The organism is Aeromonas sp. Lyrl_2, assembly GCF_051948815.1.
GTDB lineage: Bacteria > Pseudomonadota > Gammaproteobacteria > Enterobacterales > Aeromonadaceae > Aeromonas > Aeromonas veronii.
The window spans coordinates 37,730-56,095 of record NZ_JAYJLJ010000003.1 but is presented as its reverse complement, the minus strand read 5'-3'; the positions used below and the strand labels follow the sequence as shown (position 1 = coordinate 56,095).

Annotated in this window: 15 protein-coding genes and 1 tRNA gene; 11 read left to right on the top strand and 5 right to left on the bottom strand. The window is 58.9% G+C overall.

The annotated features are described in order from the left end of the window. The first annotated feature begins 68 nt into the window (after window positions 1-68). Window positions 69-770 carry a DnaA inactivator Hda gene (gene hda / locus VF684_RS03275; protein ID WP_013723920.1) on the top strand — a complete coding sequence of 234 codons (702 nt, stop codon included), beginning with the start codon at window positions 69-71 and terminating at the stop codon, window positions 768-770. 192 nt (window positions 771-962) lie between these two features. Here the strand turns inward: hda and aceA are convergent, their stop codons facing one another. The 4 genes from aceA to VF684_RS03255 all read right to left on the bottom strand — a co-directional run bounded on the left by aceA (window position 963) and on the right by VF684_RS03255 (window position 5,085). Then, window positions 963-2,276 (bottom strand): isocitrate lyase, encoded by a 1,314-nt coding sequence (gene aceA / locus VF684_RS03270; RefSeq protein WP_088869417.1) that lies wholly within the window; start codon window positions 2,274-2,276, stop codon window positions 963-965. A gap of 73 nt (window positions 2,277-2,349) precedes the next feature. Next, window positions 2,350-3,957 (bottom strand): malate synthase A, encoded by a 1,608-nt coding sequence (gene aceB / locus VF684_RS03265; protein ID WP_139441526.1) that lies wholly within the window; start codon window positions 3,955-3,957, stop codon window positions 2,350-2,352. A gap of 687 nt (window positions 3,958-4,644) precedes the next feature. Next, window positions 4,645-4,785: a hypothetical protein gene (locus tag VF684_RS03260; RefSeq protein WP_162850464.1), complete on the bottom strand. Its 141-nt coding sequence runs from the start codon at window positions 4,783-4,785 to the stop codon at window positions 4,645-4,647. Window positions 4,786-5,008: 223 nt separating this feature from the next. After that, a tRNA-Pro gene (locus VF684_RS03255) sits at window positions 5,009-5,085 on the bottom strand. A 249-nt stretch (window positions 5,086-5,334) separates the two neighbouring features. Between VF684_RS03255 and tadA the strand changes: the two genes are divergently transcribed. The 9 genes from tadA to VF684_RS03210 all read left to right on the top strand — a co-directional run bounded on the left by tadA (window position 5,335) and on the right by VF684_RS03210 (window position 16,445). Then, on the top strand, window positions 5,335-5,880 hold the full coding sequence (gene tadA / locus VF684_RS03250; protein WP_050498476.1) for a tRNA adenosine(34) deaminase TadA: 546 nt from the start codon (window positions 5,335-5,337) through the stop codon (window positions 5,878-5,880). 204 nt (window positions 5,881-6,084) lie between these two features. Beyond that, window positions 6,085-8,322 carry an ABC transporter permease subunit gene (locus tag VF684_RS03245; protein ID WP_019446689.1) on the top strand — a complete coding sequence of 746 codons (2,238 nt, stop codon included), beginning with the start codon at window positions 6,085-6,087 and terminating at the stop codon, window positions 8,320-8,322. 32 nt (window positions 8,323-8,354) lie between these two features. Beyond that, entirely contained in the window at window positions 8,355-10,004 is a 1,650-nt protein-coding gene (pstA, locus tag VF684_RS03240; RefSeq protein ID WP_005359546.1) for a phosphate ABC transporter permease PstA, read from the top strand. Between the two features lie 133 nt (window positions 10,005-10,137). After that, window positions 10,138-10,956, top strand: a complete 819-nt coding sequence (gene pstB / locus VF684_RS03235; RefSeq protein WP_005334102.1) for a phosphate ABC transporter ATP-binding protein PstB — start codon at window positions 10,138-10,140, stop codon at window positions 10,954-10,956. Between the two features lie 85 nt (window positions 10,957-11,041). Then, window positions 11,042-11,752, top strand: coding sequence for a phosphate signaling complex protein PhoU (phoU, locus tag VF684_RS03230; RefSeq protein ID WP_005334097.1), 711 nt, complete (start codon window positions 11,042-11,044; stop codon window positions 11,750-11,752). Window positions 11,753-11,942: 190 nt separating this feature from the next. Beyond that, window positions 11,943-13,262 (top strand): hemolysin family protein, encoded by a 1,320-nt coding sequence (locus VF684_RS03225; RefSeq protein WP_100654054.1) that lies wholly within the window; start codon window positions 11,943-11,945, stop codon window positions 13,260-13,262. 19 nt (window positions 13,263-13,281) lie between these two features. Then, window positions 13,282-13,824, top strand: a complete 543-nt coding sequence (locus VF684_RS03220) for a hypothetical protein (RefSeq protein ID WP_162516411.1) — start codon at window positions 13,282-13,284, stop codon at window positions 13,822-13,824. A gap of 293 nt (window positions 13,825-14,117) precedes the next feature. Beyond that, window positions 14,118-15,020, top strand: a complete 903-nt coding sequence (locus tag VF684_RS03215) for a homocysteine S-methyltransferase family protein (RefSeq protein WP_139441525.1) — start codon at window positions 14,118-14,120, stop codon at window positions 15,018-15,020. A gap of 9 nt (window positions 15,021-15,029) precedes the next feature. Then, the gene (locus VF684_RS03210) at window positions 15,030-16,445 is read left to right on the top strand and encodes a basic amino acid/polyamine antiporter (RefSeq protein WP_139441524.1); all 1,416 of its coding nucleotides are present in this window, start codon (window positions 15,030-15,032) and stop codon (window positions 16,443-16,445) included. Window positions 16,446-16,528: 83 nt separating this feature from the next. Here the strand turns inward: VF684_RS03210 and VF684_RS03205 are convergent, their stop codons facing one another. Continuing rightward, window positions 16,529-17,368, bottom strand: a complete 840-nt coding sequence (locus VF684_RS03205) for a sterol desaturase family protein (protein ID WP_139441523.1) — start codon at window positions 17,366-17,368, stop codon at window positions 16,529-16,531. A 168-nt stretch (window positions 17,369-17,536) separates the two neighbouring features. Here VF684_RS03205 and VF684_RS03200 point away from each other — a divergent pair, with 168 nt between their 5' ends. Next, complete coding sequence (locus VF684_RS03200) at window positions 17,537-18,328, top strand: substrate-binding periplasmic protein (RefSeq protein WP_162516410.1); 792 nt, start codon at window positions 17,537-17,539, stop codon at window positions 18,326-18,328. Window positions 18,329-18,366: the final 38 nt, after the last annotated feature.

Here is an 18,366-nt window from a genome sequence, read left to right as displayed (position 1 = left end):
CGGGCGGTTCTCTATCTGCCTTTGCGATGATACACTTAGCCACAAATGTCACAGTCAAAGCCCAACGAGTGAAGCAACCGGCCCAACTGTCTTTAGCCGTACAACTACCGGATGATGAAACCTTCGTCAGTTTTTATCCCGGCAACAATGCTCATCTGATCACCGCCCTCAAGAATGCGGCCATCGGTCAGGGATCGCCTTTCCTCTATTTCTGGGGAGCCAAGGGATCCGGACGCTCTCATCTGCTCCACGCCACCTGTGCTGAGGTCAACGCCCGCGATGCGGCGGCTGCCTATCTTTCTCTCGATCAGTTTGAACAGCTCGATCCCAGTATGCTCGATGCCCTCGAAAGCTTGCCGCTGGTCTGTCTCGACAGCCTTGAGGCGATCGCCGGCAATGCCGTGTGGGAGCGGGCGCTGTTCGATTTCTACAACCGCTGGCAGGAGAAGGGCGAGGGGACGCTGGTGGTCACCGGCTGCAGCGCACCGCGCAAACTGGGGCTGCAACTGCCGGATCTCGCTTCGCGCCTCGACTGGGGGGTGAGTTTCCATCTCGAAGAGCTGGATGACGAAGGCAAGCTCAGTGCCCTGCAGCTGCGTGCCGAGCTGCGGGGCTTCAAACTGCCCATCGATGTGGGCCGCTTCCTGCTCAACCGACTCTCCCGCGATATGCGAACCCTGCTCACCACTCTCAATCAGCTCGACAACGCCTCATTTCGCGCCAAGCGCAAGCTCACTATTCCCTTTGTCAAAGAGATCCTCGAGCTCTGAGAACCTAGCCACGTTCTTACTGCGAGGCCGTGAGCAAGGCTCATGTGCTGCTCTTCACCTTGCTGACGACCTCTCGTCACAGACCGTGAAGAGGTTCTATCGCTTTGTTCCTTCTCCCTTCGGGAGAAGGGCCTTTCAAAAAGAAACCCCGGCATCAGGCCGGGGTTTTGCTATTTCAAGGCAGCTCTCTTATTAGTGGAACTGATCTTCTTCGGTGGAGCCGGTCAGGGCGGTGACCGAGGATTGGCCACCCTGAATGACGGTGGTCACCTTGTCGAAGTAACCGGTACCGACTTCCTGCTGGTGGGCTACGAAGGTGTAGCCACGGCTGGCGGCGGCAAATTCCGGCTCCTGCACCATCTCGACGTAGTGCTTCATCCCTTCGCCACGGGCGTACTGGTAGGCCAGTTCGTACATGTGGAACCACATGTTGTGGATACCCGCGAGGGTGATGAATTGATACTTGTAGCCCATATCGGAGAGCGCCTGCTGGAAGCGGGCGATGGTGGCATCGTCCAGATTTTTCTTCCAGTTGAAGCTCGGGGAGCAGTTGTAGGCCAGGATGCGATCCGGGAACTTGGCCTTGATCGCTTCGGCAAATTTACGCGCCTCGTCCAGATCCGGCTTGGCGGTTTCACACCACACCATGTCGGCGTAGGGGGCGTAAGCCAGACCGCGAGCGATGGCCTGATCGATACCGGCCCGCACCTTGTAGAACCCTTCGGCAGTGCGCTCGCCAGTCAGGAAGTCTGCATCGTACGGGTCGGCGTCGGTGGTCAACAGATCTGCGGCGTTGGCGTCGGTACGGGCGATCACCAGGGTGGTGGTGCCGCACACATCGGCTGCCAGACGGGCTGCAACCAGCTTCTGTACCGCTTCCTGAGTCGGTACCAGCACCTTGCCGCCCATATGGCCGCATTTCTTCACCGATGCCAGCTGATCTTCGAAGTGCACGCCGGCGGCGCCCGCTTCAATCATCCCCTTCATCAGTTCGAAGGCGTTCAGCACGCCACCGAAACCGGCTTCCGCATCGGCCACGATCGGCAGGAAGTAGTCGATAAAGCCCTCATCCTGCGGCCCAACCTTGTTGGCCCACTGGATTTGGTCGGCACGGGCGAAGGAGTTGTTGATGCGCTCCACCACGGACGGTACCGAGTTGGCCGGGTAGAGGGACTGATCCGGATACATGGTGGAGGACAAGTTGTTGTCTGCAGCCACTTGCCAGCCGGAGAGGTAGATCGCCTCGATCCCCGCCTTGGCCTGCTGCACCGCCTGACCGCCGGTCAGGGCGCCGAGGCAGTTGACATAGCCTTTCTTGGCGTCGCCGTGGATCAGACCCCACAGCTTGTCGGCACCACGCTGGGCCAGGGTGTGCACCGGCTGCAAGCTGCCGCGCAGGTTTACCACATCTTCGGCGCTGTAGCCGCGCTTGATCCCTTTCCAGCGGGGGTTTTCCGCCCAGTCTTTCTCGATAGCCTGGATCTGTTGCTCACGGGTCAGTGCCATATCAGTTCCCTCTTTCATTGATTTCACGTTTCCATTGACTTGTTATTGGCGAGCCCCGCTGGGGGCCCGTGATTCAGAGCCGCTCGTAACCGGGCAGCGTCAGAAAATCGATCAGGGTGTCGGCGCAGGTGATCTCTTCCATCAGCTCGCTCGCCTCGGCAAAGCGTCCTGCCTGCCAGCGTGCGGCGCCCACCTCGGCTTTGACCACCTCCAGCTCCTCGGCCAGCATCTGGCGGAACAGCTCTTTGGTCACTACCTTGCCATTAGACAGGCTCTTGCCGTGGCGGATCCACTGCCAGATGGAGGTACGGGAGATCTCGGCGGTGGCGGCATCTTCCATCAGACCGTAGATGGGCACGCAGCCGTTGCCGTTGATCCAGGCCTCCAGATATTGCAGGGCAACCCGGATATTGGTGCGCATCCCTGCCTCGGTGCGCTCGCCCTCACAGGGTGCCAGCAGGTCGGCGGCGGTGATGGGGGCATCCTGCTCGCGCAGCACGCCGATCTGGTTCTTGGCACCAGCCGCAATGGTGGCGTTGAACACCGCCATGGCGGTGTCGGCAAGGCCGGGGTGGGCGACCCAGGTACCGTCGTGGCCGTTGTTGGCTTCGCGCTCCTTGTCGGCCTTGACCTTGGCGAAGACCTGCTCGTTGACGGCCGCGTCCTTGGCCGGAATAAAGGCGGCCATGCCACCCATCGCCAGCGCACCGCGCTTGTGACAGGTCTTGATCAGCAGCCGCGAGTAGGCGGAGAGGAACGGCTTGTCCATAGTTACCACCTGACGATCAGGCAGGACGCGATCCGGATGGTTCTTCAAGGTTTTGATATAGCTGAAGATGTAGTCCCAGCGGCCGCAGTTCAGCGCAACGATGTGATCCTTCATCTGATAGAGCAGCTCATCCATCTCGAATACGGCCGGCAGGGTTTCAATCAGCACGGTGGCCTTGATGGTGCCGCGGGGCAGACCGAACTTGTCCTCGGTCCAGGCGAACACTTCGCTCCACCAACGCCCTTCCAGATGGCTCTGCAACTTGGGCACGTAGAAGTAGGGGCCGGAGCCTTTGGCCAGCAGCGCCTGATAGTTGTGCAGGAAGTAGAGGGCAAAATCGAACAGGCCACCGGGGATCGGCTCGCCATCAAAGGTGACATGTTTTTCCGGCAGGTGCAGACCGCGCACCCGGCAGATGAGGACGGCCGGATCGGCGTTCAGGGTATAAGCCTTTCCTTCCGGACTGGTGTAAGAGATGGTGCCGTTGACCGCATCGCGCAGGTTGATTTGGCCCTCGATCACCTTATTCCAGGCGGGGGCCAGTGAGTCCTCGAAGTCCGCCATGAACACCTTGACGTTGGCGTTGAGGGCGTTGATCACCATCTTGCGCTCGACCGGGCCGGTGATCTCCACACGGCGGTCTTGCAGGTCGGCGGGAATGCCGCGAATGGTCCAGTCACCTTCACGGATGTGGGCGGTTTCCGGCAGGAAGTCCGGCAGCTCGCCGCCATCGATACGGGCCTGGCGTGCCACACGTTGTTTCAGCAATTCCCCTCTTTGGGGAGCAAAACGTTCCACCAGTTCGGAGACCAGAGCCACCGCGTCCGGCGTCAGAATTTGCGCGTATTCGGGCAGCATCTCGCCCTGGATGCGAAGGCGGGCGCTGCAGTGGGTCTGAGCCGGTGCCGACATAAGGTTCACTCCTTTGAGAATTACATTTTGAACTTACTAACTACGACTAAAGTCGAATCCCTGTTCCTGAAACGTTCCCGCAACAACGGGATAACACGATTGATAAGGTGCGAAATATTGTTGATTACGTCAACAGTTTTTTTAAACGCCTGTTTTTTCGATATGGTTAAGTTGATGTTTTTTATTGCTTTATTGGGTTGGTGTAAAAGCTCTACGCAGATGGTTATGCTCCTGCTTTTTTCCATCGGACAACGGCTAATTTGGGCCGTTACCCTGCCCCTCATTTTGTAACTTATTACGTAATAAAATTACAAATGCAAAAATAAATCCCGACCTAACTCCAGGCTTTGCCAAAACAGCCGTATAAATTGCGTTTGAATGTGGCAATGAATGTTTTGCTATTGCTGGACCTAGTTGGTGAACGTGCGTTTTAAACTTGGTGTGGTGATGCAGGCTCTGTTGGTACCAGCGGTTGCAACGATGAAAAGTGAAGCGCAATAACGTAGGTTTGTATCAATTGTCGGGGGGGATGCTGGAGAGGGAAGGGGGAGACGCATCAGTCAATAATACTGCCATCCTTGATAGAATTAGCAGTTTGTCGTTTTTTGCGGATTTCTCGCCAAGGGTGTGAAACTGAGTGTGTTGTACAGGCGATGCCCCAGTGATTGAGCGGCCATCTGGCCGGGCTCAATAGTCATCATCCGGTTCGGCCAGATCGATCACATCCAGCTGGATGACCTGTTCATTTTCGCTTTCGGTGTGGCAAGGGGTGTCGTGAGGAACGGAATAAAGCGTAATGACGGGTGCGAAATCGGTGTTCTGGTTCATGCCTGGTCCTGTGTTGCACGCAAGCCGGACAGTGATCCCTTCACTCGTGTTTCCACCTCCCTGTGTTGTCTACCGGCGGAAAGTTGCGCATCTTAATGAGTTTGGCAAAAAGATTCAAGTGGTTCTGAGTGTTTTTTGTTCTTGGTAGACTGGCGTTGTCAGGAGGATAAATCGGAGGCAAAAAAATAGCCCAGTCCTTTGACTGGGCTATTCTCGGGGAAAATGGTCGGTGTGAGAGGATTCGAACCTCCGACCCTCTACACCCCATGCAGATGCGCTACCTGGCTGCGCTACACACCGACGGAGTCAGACTCGGCTGACGGGGAGGAAGTCTAATAGCATGACCAAACGGGTGCAACTCCTTTTTTATCATAGAGATGCCGATTGCTTCTTTATTGCTCAGTCGGGATGCGGCTTGGGTCTGACGTGCAGATTTGGCATAATCGCCGCCCTGTCACTGCGAGCGATCATGCCTGCTATCTATGGATTCACCTGACAGGTATGAATAGCGAGAATGCAAACAGCACAATTGAACAATATAAAGAGGGGATGGGCGTGAAACCATCAGAGGTCCCAGAAATACCGAGTCAGACCGAGCAGGACGAACAGTGGATGCGCCATGCCATGGCATTGGCCGCCCGGGCCGAAGGGATTGGCGAGATCCCGGTCGGTGCCGTACTGGTGCTGGATGGTCAGGTGGTGGGAGAGGGGTGGAACCGCTCCATCAGCGAACACGATGCCTGTGCCCATGCCGAGGTGATGGCAATCCGGGCGGCGGGCAAGCAGCTGGCGAACTACCGGCTGCTCGACACCACTCTTTATGTGACGCTGGAGCCCTGCTGTATGTGTGCCGGTGCGCTGATCCATAGCCGGGTCAAGCGGGTGGTTTACGGCGCCCGAGATCTCAAGACCGGTGCCGCGGGGTCGGTGTTCGAGATCTTGCAGGACCCGCGCCACAATCACAGCGTCGAGCTGACCGGCGGTGTGCTGGCCGATGCCTGCTCGGCCCAGTTGTCGGCCTTCTTCAAGCGCCGTCGCGCCGAGAAAAAGGCGGCCAAACTGGCGCTGCAACAATCAAACGATACCCTTTCCTGAATCATTCGGGGGCAGCGCAGGCTGCCCTTGCTGATTATCAGCATAAATATCCCTTTATAAACAATATATTACGATCGACCGCCTTCGAGGGGATCCCCGCCCATTCTTCCGTTAACAACCTCAGTTAAAGCGTTCTCGATGTAACAAAACTGTCATGCAACCGCCATATAATGCCGCGAAGCCTAGCTTACATTGAGGTCTTGCATGTCATCGGAATCGTTAAACCTGGTCATGGCGGGCAGTAGAAAACGCCGGATCAAGGATAAATTGGCCAAATATGGCGTCACCACAGGCGGAGCCCTGGTACTGGTGGCGCTGCTGCTTATCTTCTTTTATCTGCTCTATGTGGTGAAACCCATCTTCAATGGCGCCTCCATGGAGCCGACCGCCTCGTTTACCCTGCCTGCCGCAGGGAAGACCGCCTGGCTCGGCGTGGAAGAGCAGAACGAGATCGGCTATCGCTTCAGCGATAAAGGGCAGGTCAACTTCTTTGCGGTGCAGGGAGATGACAAGATCAAGGTCGGCCAGTCACTGGGTCAGGCTCAGGTTGCTGGTGACATCACCACGGTAGCGACCCCGGCACCGGGCCAGCGGCTGATCGCTTACGGCTTTGCCGATGGCAAGGCGCAGGTCGTCCAGCCAGCGTTCAAGGTCTCCTATCCCAACGATGTGCGGGTGATTGAGCCCAGCCTGCAATATCCCTTCGGCGAAGAGCCGGTGGTGATCGACCCGCAAGGGAAGGCGCTGCAACTGATGGTGTTCGAAGCCACCAAGGACAAGATGGCGACCGCCGCCGTGACCGAAGATGGTCGTGGTGTGATGACGGTGATGAGCGGTGAGGAGAACTTCATCTCCGGGGAGATTGAGTGGAGCAGTGAAAACTACACGATTCCCTCCCTGCCGCGCCATGTGGATCAGATGTTGCTGACCCCCAATCTGCGGATCCTGTTCGTGCGCGAGGGCAATCGCCTCTCCGTCTATGACATTCATAACCTGAGCGAAATCTCCCTGCGCAACGTGCTGGAGATCAATGCCCCCAACGCCAATGTGACCCGGGTTCAGCTGCTCTCCGGCGCCTCTTCACTGCTGGTGGGTAATGACAACGGCGTGATTTCACAGTGGTTCGAAGTGGCGAAGGATGGCAAACGCCAGTTCACCCAAATTCGTGACTTCAAGGGCGATGGCGCGGTAGATCTGCTGACTCCCGAGCACTTTCGCAAAGGCTTCATCAGTGCCGACAAGGACGGCATCATCAGTTTCTTCCATGCCACTGGCGAGACCAAGCTGCTGACCGAGACGGTGGAAGGGGGCGAACTCTCTGCCCTGGCCATCTCCCCCCGTCACAACCTGTTGCTGATGCAGCAAGGGAACAGCTTCAAGCTCTTCTCGGTGGAGAACGAACACCCCGAAGTGACCTGGTCTGCCCTCTGGCAACAGGTGTGGTACGAAGGCTATCCGGAGCCCCAGTATGTGTGGCAATCCACCTCCGCCAGCAACGACTTTGAAGCCAAGCTGAGTTTGGTGCCGCTGGTATTCGGTACGCTGAAAGCCTCTTTCTACGCCATGGTGTTTGCTGTACCGCTCGGCGTGGCCGGTGCCATCTATACCGCCTACTTCATGTCGGCGGGGCTGCGCAAATACGTCAAGCCGACGGTCGAGATCATGGCGGCGCTGCCGACTGTTATCTTGGGCTTCCTAGCGGGTCTGTGGCTGGCGCCGATCATCGAGGGTGCGTTGCCCGGGGTGATCCTGCTGCTGATATTGCTGCCGATGGGGATGTTGCTGACTGCACTGCTCTGGAACTATCTGCCGGAGCGCGGCAAGTCCTGGCTGCCGGAGGGGTGGCACGCCATCCTGCTGATCCCGGTGCTGCTGCTGATTGGCTGGGGGGCCTTCGCCCTGAGCCCGCTCATCGAGAATGCCTTTATGCACGGCGATTCGCGCATCTGGCTGACCCACGAAATGGGTATCAAGTTTGACCAGCGCAACTCGCTGGTGGTCGGTATCGCCATGGGCTTTGCGGTCATCCCCACCATCTTCTCCATTGCTGAAGATGCGGTTTTCTCGGTGCCCAAGCATCTGACCCAAGGCTCGCTGGCACTGGGGGCCACCCCGTGGCAGACCCTGAGCCGGGTGGTGATCCTCACTGCCAGCCCGGGCATCTTCTCTGCGGTGATGATGGGGCTTGGCCGCGCCGTGGGCGAGACCATGATCGTGCTGATGGCTACCGGCAACACCCCCATCATGGACTTCTCCATGTTCCAGGGGCTGCGCACCCTCGCCGCCAACATCGCGGTGGAGATGCCGGAATCGGAAGTGGGCAGCTCCCACTATCGGGTACTGTTCCTCGCGGCCTTCGTCCTGTTTGTGTTCACCTTTTTGTTCAACACCCTGGCCGAGTTTGTCCGTCAGCGGTTGCGTGAAAAATACAGCTCGATGTAAGGGGCGACTCTGTAATGGACAAGGAATCGACAATGGGTAAGTGGTTTAAATCAGGGGCCCCCTGGATCTGGATGACCGGCGGTGCCGTCAGCCTGAGTCTGGTGGCGGTACTGGGTCTGCTGCTGCTGATCGGCTGGCGTGGTCTGGTCTACTTCTGGCCGCACCCCATCTATGAGTGGCAGCTGGAAGACGCCAGCGGCAACAAGAGCGTACTGATCGGCGAGATCAACGATCGCGAGCAGGTACCGGTGGAGCGACTGCGCGCCGCAGGTCTGGCGCTGGAAGGGGAAGAGCGCGAGCTGCTGACCCGCTATCTGGTCAAGACCGGCAACCGCGAGTTCGTTGACCTCGATTTTCGCTGGGTGCTGGAGACGGACATCAAGTCCCAGAGCCAGCCGGCTGAGCTGGCCATGGTTGAGCGTGCCACCAACGGCAACTTCTATGGCTATATCGTCGGGGTGAAAGAGGATGGCCGCGAGCTCACCTCTGATCTGCATCCTGCCCTGCAGCGGGTGCTGGCGCGAGCCAATGCCCTTTCAGAACAGGCCAACGATCTGCAAAAAGGGGACATCGGCAGCATCAACTATCAACTGGAGCGGCTGCGCCTGAAAGAGCGCAAGGCCGAGCTGGATGACAAGCTGACCGATCAGCTCAAAGCCGAACTGGCCAGCGAGCGTCAGGCCCTCAACGATCGCTATCAGGTGCTGGAAAAAGAGCTCTTCTCACTGCGTAGCCAAGCGGACCGCGACGCCATCACCGTCAAGGATATGCGTGGCGAGCTGGTGACCATGCCGATGTCCAAGGTACTGGACGTGGTATGGCCCAACGACATGAGCCTGCTGGCCAAGGTGGGTCACTGGTTCCACCAGATCGGCAAGTTCGTCTCTGACGATCCCCGTGAAGCTAACACCGAGGGCGGGGTGTTCCCGGCCATCTTCGGCACTGTGTTCATGGTGTTCCTGATGGCGATCATCGTGACCCCGCTGGGGGTGGTAGCGGCAGTCTACCTGCACGAATATGCGGGCAAGAACAGTCTGACCAAGATCATCCGCATTGCGGTGATCAACCTAGCGGGCGTGCCCTCCATCGTTTACGGCGTGTTTGGTCTGGGCTTCTTCGTCTACACACTCGGCGGTTCGTTAGACCAGCTGTTCTACCCGGAAGCGCTGCCGAGCCCGACCTTTGGTTCACCCGGCGTGATCTGGTCGGCGCTGACCCTGGCTATCCTGACCCTCCCGGTGGTGATCGTCTCCACCGAAGAGGGGCTGGCGCGGATCCCGAGCACCATCCGTCAGGGCTCGCTGGCACTGGGCGCGACCCAGGCCGAAACCCTGTGGCGCATCGTGCTGCCGATGGCGAGCCCGGCCATCATGACCGGCCTTATTCTGGCGATTGCCCGTGCGGCCGGTGAAGTGGCGCCGCTGATGCTGGTGGGGGTGGTGAAACTGGCACCGACCCTGCCGATGGATGGCAACTTCCCGTATCTGCATGTGGAGCGCAAGTTCATGCACCTGGGCTTCCACATCTATGACGTCGGCTTCCAGAGCCCCAACGTCGAGGCGGCCCGCCCGCTGGTCTACGCCACCTCCTTCCTGCTGGTGACGGTGATCGTGGGTCTGAACCTGACCGCTATCGGTATTCGTAACCACTTGCGCGAGAAATTCCGGTCGCTGGAGCATTAATCCGGCGCCGCTTGAGTGATACAAGAGTGAGATAACAGAGGGGCGGCCGAGCGCGAGCCGCCATCTCTCTGCACCAATACGTGAGGGGCGCCGGCAGCTGTCCGGCCACTCCAGATAGATTTTGAGGTAACAGATGATCAACGTAACGACCACGTCTACCCAGCACACCGCGCTGGACCTGCTCAACCTGACCCCGGAGCAGACCGCGCTGGAGGTGAAGGATCTCAACCTGTACTACGGCAGCAAGCAGGCGCTGTTCAACGTCAACATGAAGATCCCCAAAGGGCAGGTGACCGCCTTTATCGGCCCGTCAGGCTGTGGCAAATCGACCCTGCTGCGCTGCATCAACCGGATGAACGACCTAGTGGAGATCTGCCGCATCGAGGGAGAAATCCAACTGCACGGCCATAACATCTATGACAAGAGCGTTGATGTTTCCGCCCTGCGCCGTCAGGTGGGCATGGTGTTCCAGCGCCCGAACCCGTTCCCCAAGTCCATCTACGAGAACGTGGTCTATGGTCTGCGCCTGCAGGGGATCAACGATCGTCGCACTCTGGATGAAGCGGCCGAGCGCTCCCTGCGCGGTGCGGCCTTGTGGGACGAGGTGAAGGATCGTCTGCATGACAACGCCTTCGGTCTCTCCGGTGGTCAGCAGCAGCGTCTGGTGATCGCCCGTGCCATCGCCATCGAGCCGGAAGTGTTGCTGCTCGATGAACCGACCTCGGCGCTCGACCCCATCTCCACCCTCACCATCGAGGAGCTGATCAACGAGCTCAAGAGCCAGTTCACCGTGGTGATCGTGACCCACAACATGCAACAGGCTGCGCGTGTGTCGGATCAGACCGCCTTTATGTATATGGGCGAGCTTATCGAGTACTCGGATACCAACACCATTTTCACCACCCCGGCCAAGAAAAAGACCGAAGATTACATTACCGGTCGTTACGGCTAAGGAGAGGAGAGGATGAATCTCAGCAAACAGATTGGCAGTCGGTTCAACGGCTAAGGCATAATCGGAGCAATCAAGGATTATTTGTATGGACAATATGAATCTCAATAAACACATCTCCGGTCAGTTCAATGCCGAGCTAGAGAGCGTGCGCAACCAGGTGCTGGTGATGGGCGGTCTGGTAGAGCAGCAGCTCACCGACGCCATCGCGGCGATCCACGATCAGGATCTCGATGCGGCCCGCAAGATCGTGGCCAACGACCACAAGGTCAACGCGATGGAAGTGGCGATCGACGAAGAGTGCACCCGCATCATCGCCAAGCGTCAGCCGACTGCCTCCGACCTGCGACTGGTAATGGCCATTATCAAGACCATCACCGATCTGGAGCGCATTGGCGACGTGGCCGACAAGATCGCCCGCATGCTGACCGACAACGCCAACAAGCCGCAGCCGCCGCTGGTGTCGCTGGAGAACATGGGCCGTCGCACCATCAAGATGTTGCACGATGTGCTCGACGCTTTCGCCCGCATGGATCTGGATGCGGCGCTGGCGGTCTACAAGGAAGATGACAAGGTAGACCGTGAGTACGAGTCCATCATCCGTGAGCTGATGACCTATATGATGGAAGATCCCCGCACCATCCCCCAGGTTCTCAACGTCCTGTGGGCGGCGCGTGCCATCGAGCGGGTCGGCGATCGCTGCCAGCACATCTGCGAGTACATCGTCTACTACGTGAAAGGCAAGGATGTGCGCCACACCAAGGCGGATGATCTGGGCACCTTGCTGGGCAAGGGCTAACCGGAAGTGAATAAAAAGGCGCGTGAAGCGCCTTTTTTGTTGCATAACTGGTCGGAGTAAGATAAAGCCCCCAACTGGCTGTTTTCTGATAGAATACTCCCCCTGTGTGAGTCCCGGATGGGCTCACGGTCCGGTCTCCCGGGCCCAGTTTGCCGTCTTGTGCTAAGGCGGGTGTAGCAATAGGTTAATCATGAGTTTTGCCGATAGTTTGTTCTTTTTAATGCTGCTGGTTGGCGGCAGTGTGTTCTTCTCCCTCTCCGAGATCTCTCTCGCCGCGTCTCGCAAAATCAAATTGCAGGTGATGGCGGATGAAGGAAATCGCCAGGCCGAAAAGGTGCTGGCCCTGCAGGCCCAGCCGGGCAACTTTTTCACCGTGGTGCAGATTGGCCTCAATACCGTCGCCATTCTGGGCGGTATCCTGGGTGAGTCTGCCCTCAACCCCGCCATCAAGGGGATTGTCACCCAGTTCTACCAGGGCCCCTGGCTTGGCGAGATCAGCTCCGGTGCCTCCTTCGTGTTCGTCACCGGTATGTTTATCCTCATCGCCGACCTGATGCCCAAGCGTCTGGCCATGACCATGCCCGAGCAGATTGCCGTGGTGGTGGTGCGCCCCATGCTCTTCTTCGTCACCGTGTTGATGCCGCTGGTGTGGGTCTTCAACGGATTGGCGAACTTCCTGTTCCGTCTGATGCGCGTCTCCACGGTGCGTAACGACGAGATCACCTCCGACGATATCTATGCGGTGATGGATGCCGGTGCTGAGGCGGGGGTTATCCAGCGCGAGGAGCATCAGCTCATCGAGAACGTGTTCGAGTTGCAGTCCCTTGGTGTCACCTCTGCCATGACGGCCCGCGAGAGCCTCATCTACTTCACCCTTCAAGAGAGTGAAGAGAGCATCAAAGCGAAGATCGCCGAACATCCCCACAACAAGTTTCTGGTCTGTGACCACAACCTCGACAGCATCAAGGGCTTTGTCGATGCCAAAGAGCTTCTGATCCGCGTTATCGGCGGCCAGAGCATCGACCTGATCGGTGGCAACCTGGTGCAGAACGTCATCATCATCCCCGATACCTTGAACCTCTATGAGGCGATGGAGTACTTCAAGAATCATCGTGGCGACTTTGCCGTGGTGATGAACGAGTACGCGCTGGTGGTGGGGATTGTCACCATGAATGACCTGATGAGTACTGTCATGGGCGAGTGGGCGACTCACGTGGTGGAAGAGCAGATCGTCCAGCGCGACGAGAACTCCTGGCTGGTGGACGGGGTTACCCCCATCTCCGACGTGATGCGCGCCTTCGATATCGAAGAGTTCCCCGAGAACCAGAACTACGAGACCATCGCCGGCTTTATCATGTATATGCTGCGCAAGATCCCCAAGCGCACTGACTCGGTCAAATACGCCGGTTACAAGTTCGAAGTGGTGGATATCGACAGTTACAAGATTGATCAGCTGCTGGTTACCCGGGTCGAACCGGCGGTGGCCGAGAAGCCAGCTCAGGAATCGTAAAAGGAGCGACATAAGAGTCATGAAGATGCAGTCTCATTCCCGTGCGCTGGCCTGTGTCGCGCTCGCCCTGGCACTGGGTGCCTGTAGCCAGAGTGCGCCGCGTAAAGCCACTGTGGTAGCCAAGCCGGTTGCCCCCAAGCCTGCCGTGGTGGTGCCGCAGCCGGATCCCGATGCGGTGGTACAAAGCGGCATGGCCGAGCCGAGCCCGGTCTTTGACGAGCAGTATCACGGCCCGGATCAGGGGTCGCTGGAGTCGGTGACCGCCCTGTTTGCTCGTGGCTACATCGAGTCCGCCATGCGCGAGACCATGCTGGCGGCGGTGCACAACGACTATCCGCTGCTCGGCATGCGGGATGTGCGGTTGACCGATCCGGTCTCCAAATTCCTCACCTCCGAGCATGCGGCCACCACGGCCCATGACTACCTCTATGCGGGTGTGCAACGTCGCCTCGGTCGTCCGCTCAGCCCTGCCCAGTGGGAGCAGATCTGGCGCGGTTTGCCGCAGCAGGGTCGGGTCTCCGACTGGGTCAAACAGATTAAGCGAGTGCTGGCCGGGCGTTAAGTTACCAGCGGATCAAGATTGTGATGAGGCCACCTTCGGGTGGCCTCTTGCATTTCTGCGTTTGCCTCGCCGTTTGCACGCTGATTTCTGCTGATACTGATTGCCGCCCGTGGCGCTTTGCTTTATCTTGTTTTGGCCATCTAAACATCCATATGTTTTTATGGCTGTGTAATAAAAGGGCTTCCCAGGATGAAGCAGGACGATCTGCAGCGATTCGATGTGAAACCGCAGATCAACAAAACAAACAGAAAAATACGCAAATAAACAACGCACATAACTAAGAGACACGACAGATGGAAACCAGGAAATTGTGGGTGCTGGATGGGGGCATGGGGCGCGAGTTGGCACGGCGGGGGGCACCGTTTCGTCAACCCGAGTGGTCGGCGCTGGCCTTGATGGAGGCGCCAGAGACTGTGCGTGACGTGCATCAGGCCTATGTGGCGAGCGGTGCCCGGGTCATCACCACCAACAGCTATGCGCTGGTGCCATTTCATATCGGCGATGAGCGTTTCTTTGCCGACGGTGAGGGGTTGGCGGCGCTGGCCGGGCAACTGGCCCGCGAGGTGGCTGACGAGCAGAAGGGCGCCGTGCAGGTGGCGGGTTCCCTACCTCCGCTGTTTGGCTCCTACCGTGCCGATCTGTTCAAGGCGGACAAGGTGAGCGAGCTGGCTATCCCGCTTATCCGGGCACTATCCCCCCATGTGGATATCTGGCTGGCCGAGACCATGAGCCTCATCGCCGAGCCACTGGCCCTCAAAGCGCTGCTGCCTGATGACGGCAAGCCGTTCTGGGTCTCTTTCACCCTGGAAGATGAGGCGCCGGGCAACGAGCCGCTACTGCGTTCCGGTGAGCGGGTAGCCGATGCTGTGACTGCGCTGGTGGCGGCTGGAGTGGACGCCATCCTGTTCAACTGCTGTCAGCCCGAGGTGATCGAAGGGGCCCTCGAGGTTGCCCGCACCCGATTGCAGACGCTGGGCCGCGCTGACATTCGCCTCGGTGCCTATGCCAACGCCTTCCCGCCGCAACCCAAGGAGGCCACCGCCAACGACGGGCTGGACGAGATCCGCACCGACCTGAGACCGCTGGATTACCTTGGCTGGGCCGAACGCTGGCGTGCGGCCGGGGCGAATCTTATCGGTGGTTGCTGCGGTATCGGCCCCGAGCATATTCAGGCGCTGAGCAGCCGGTTGCGCTAAGGAGTCCCCATGAAAGAGAACAAGATTGGGCTCTGGTCTCTCACCGCGCTGGTGTTCAGCTCCATGGTGGGGGCGGGGATCTTCAGCCTGCCGCAGAACATGGCCGAGGTGGCAGGCGCGCGCGCCGTGCTGATCGGTTGGGGCGTGACCGGGGTGGGCATAGTGGCGCTCGCCATGAGTTTTCTCTATCTGTCGCGGTTAAGGCCGGATCTCGATGGCGGCATCTACAGCTATGCCCGCGCCGGTTTCGGCGATCTGGTGGGCTTCTTCTCCGCCTGGGGTTATTGGCTCTGCGCCACCATCGGCGTGGTGGGTTATCTGGTCATCGCTTTTGCGGCGCTGGGCAGTTTTATCGATACCCCCGAGCAGATCTGGTTTGGTGACGGCAATACCCTGGCGGCGTTTGTCGGCGAGTCCTGCATCCTCTGGGCGGTGCACCTGCTGGTGGCCCGCGGCGTGCAGCAGGCGGCGCTGTTCAATCTGGTGGCGACTCTGGCCAAGAGCCTGCCGCTGCTGCTGTTTATCCTGTTTGCCTGCTACTTGTTCGATCCGGTCACCTTCGCGGCGGATCAGCAGGGCAGTAGCCTGGCGGTGCCGGTTTCCGAGCAGGTGCGCAACACCATGCTGATCACTCTCTGGGTCTTCACCGGTATCGAGGGGGCAGCGGTGCTGTCGGCCCGCGCCAGAAACCGGCGGGATGTGGGCACGGCCACCGTACTGGGGGTCGTGTTGGCACTGCTGCTCTATGTGCTTATCTCGGTGCTGGCGCTCGGAATATTGAGCCGACCCGAGCTGGCGGCGCTGCCCAACCCCTCCATGGCAGGGCTGATGGCCCAGATGACCGGCTCCTGGGGCAAGCTGTTCATCAGCGTCGGCCTTATCGTCTCGGTGCTCGCCTCCTACGTGAGCTGGACCCTCTTCTCGGCGGAGGTACCGTTCAGCGCGGCCCGACACGGTGCGTTTCCCGCCATCTTCCGGCGCCAGAACCGCAACGGGACGCCTATCGCATCGCTCTGGCTCACCAGCCTGACGGTGCAGACTTGCCTGCTGCTGGTGTGGCTGCTCGGCAAGGGCTACACCAGCCTGCTGCTTATCTCTACCTCGATGATTTTGGTGCCCTACCTGCTGATCGGCCTGTTCTTGCTCAAGCTTTCGTTCAGCAGGAAGGGGGATCGCGGGCAGGGCCGAGGCCTGATGCGGGCGGTGGCACTGGTGTCGAGCAGTTACGGCTTCTGGCTGCTCTATGCCGCCGGGGTGGAGTATCTGCTGCTGTCGTTGTTGCTCTACGGGCCGGGTCTGCTGCTGTTTCTCTACAGCCGTCGTCAGCTGGGCGCAGATCTTTGCCTGAGTGGTCGCGAGCGGCTGTTGGCCGGAGTGACCTTGCTGAGCCTGATCCCCGCCGTCTGGTCGTTTGCCCATCTCTGATATCGAAGATATGACTGACCATAAAAGAGAGCGCCACCGTGGCGCTCTCTTGTTATCAGGGACTTGCTATCCGGTGCGAAGGCTCAGCTGCTGGCAGGTCCGGCCGGTTTGCCAAACAGCACCGCGAGTTTTTGTCGCCAGGGTAGGCCACGGGCGTCGCGCAGCATGTCGCGCCACTCGTGGAAGGTGAGAGTGAGGGGGTTGAAGCTGTGGATCGGCTTAGTGATGCCGAAGCGGCACGGCTCGGCAGGGTCTTCTTCCACAAAGGTGCCAAACAGCCGATCCCAGATGATCAGCACCCCGGCGAAGTTGCGGTCTATGTATTTGGCGTTGCTGGCGTGGTGCACCCTGTGGTGGGAGGGGGTGTTGAAGATCCACTCCAGCCAGCCGAGCTTGCCTACCACCTGGGTGTGGATGAAGAACTGGAAGCCCAGGCTCAGCAGCACGGTGGCGACCACCGCCTCGGGCGGGAAGCCGATGACAATCATCGGGATCCAGAACAGCCACATGCCGGAGATGGGATACATCAGGCTCTGGCGAAAAGCGGTGGAGAGGTTGAGCCGCTCCGAGCTGTGGTGCACCACGTGGGAGGCCCACAGCCAGCGAACATGGTGACTGGTGAAGTGGAACAGCCAGTAACAGAGATCCTGCAACAGGAACAGCAGTAGCACACTCCAGAGATTCAGCTCGATATCGAACAGTCGCCAGCCCCAGAGGGTGTCATACAGATAAGCAATGGCGATGGCGGCCAGCGCATCGCCCCCTTGGTGCATCAGGGCCAGCGCGGCGTTGGCGAACAGATCCCGCCACTGGTAGGTGGCGGTGGGAAAGGCCGCGCCATGTTTGCGCAGGTAGAGCATCTCCCAGCCGATAAAGGCCAGAAAAATCGGGGAGAGGTAGAGCAAAAGCAGTTGCACATCCATATGCGGCCATCCATTCAGAGCAATTGCTCTCCAGCATAAAGGATGGTTTTAATATTTCATTAACATTTTTCAGCCAACGAAGAGATGGCATGAAATATGGCGCGGCAGCAGAGGAAGGCGCGCTGGATGGCTATGCTTGATGCAGGCTTTTTCAGGAGGTGCTGGCTTATGCGCGTCTGGTGTTGCTTGTTGCTGGGGTTGTGCATGATGGCGCACGCCAAGACCCGGGTCGAGATCCTGGCGGATGCCGCCTATCCTCCCTACTCCTGGCAGGAAGGGGAGGAGGTCAGGGGGATCTATGCCGACATCATCCGAGAGGTAACCTCTGCCATGCCTGACTATGAGGTGGTGCTCAAGCCCATGCCGTGGCGGCGCGGTCTGAGCATGGTGGAGCAGGGGGCTGCCTTCGCCATTTTTCCACCCTACTACATGCCCGATACCCGCCCTTATATGTGGCCCTACTCCCAGCCGATGCTGGATGAGGAGCTGGTGGTGATGTGCGGCGCCAGTGTGGCGGCCAATACCCCGCAGGCCAGCTTTCCGCTCGACTATCATGGTTTACGCTTTGGCATGAACGCCGGTTTTGCCGTCGGCGGCGATGCCTTTTGGCAGGCAGTAAAAGAGAAGCAGATCGACGTGGAGGAGGTGAAAAGCAATCGGGAGAACCTGCTCAAGATTGTCCGCGGCCGGGTCGATTGCACCATCAATGATCGCCTCTCCCTGCTCTATGAGTTGCTCAACATGATAAAGGCCGATCAGCTGGCGGTGGCCGATATGTCCCTGCTCAAACAGGGGCCGGTGCTCAGCAAGGAGCAGGGGTTTCTCGGCTATAGCCGCAAGGGGGAGTACCCCTACAAACAGGCCTTTATCGACCAGTTTGACAAGGAGCTCTATCAGCTCAAAAAACGTGACGGGGTAAAAGTGATCGTGGAGCGCTATCTGGGAAAGTCCCCGCGCTGAGCCGATGAGATGGGCACTCGGGTTCAGCTGGGTTAAGC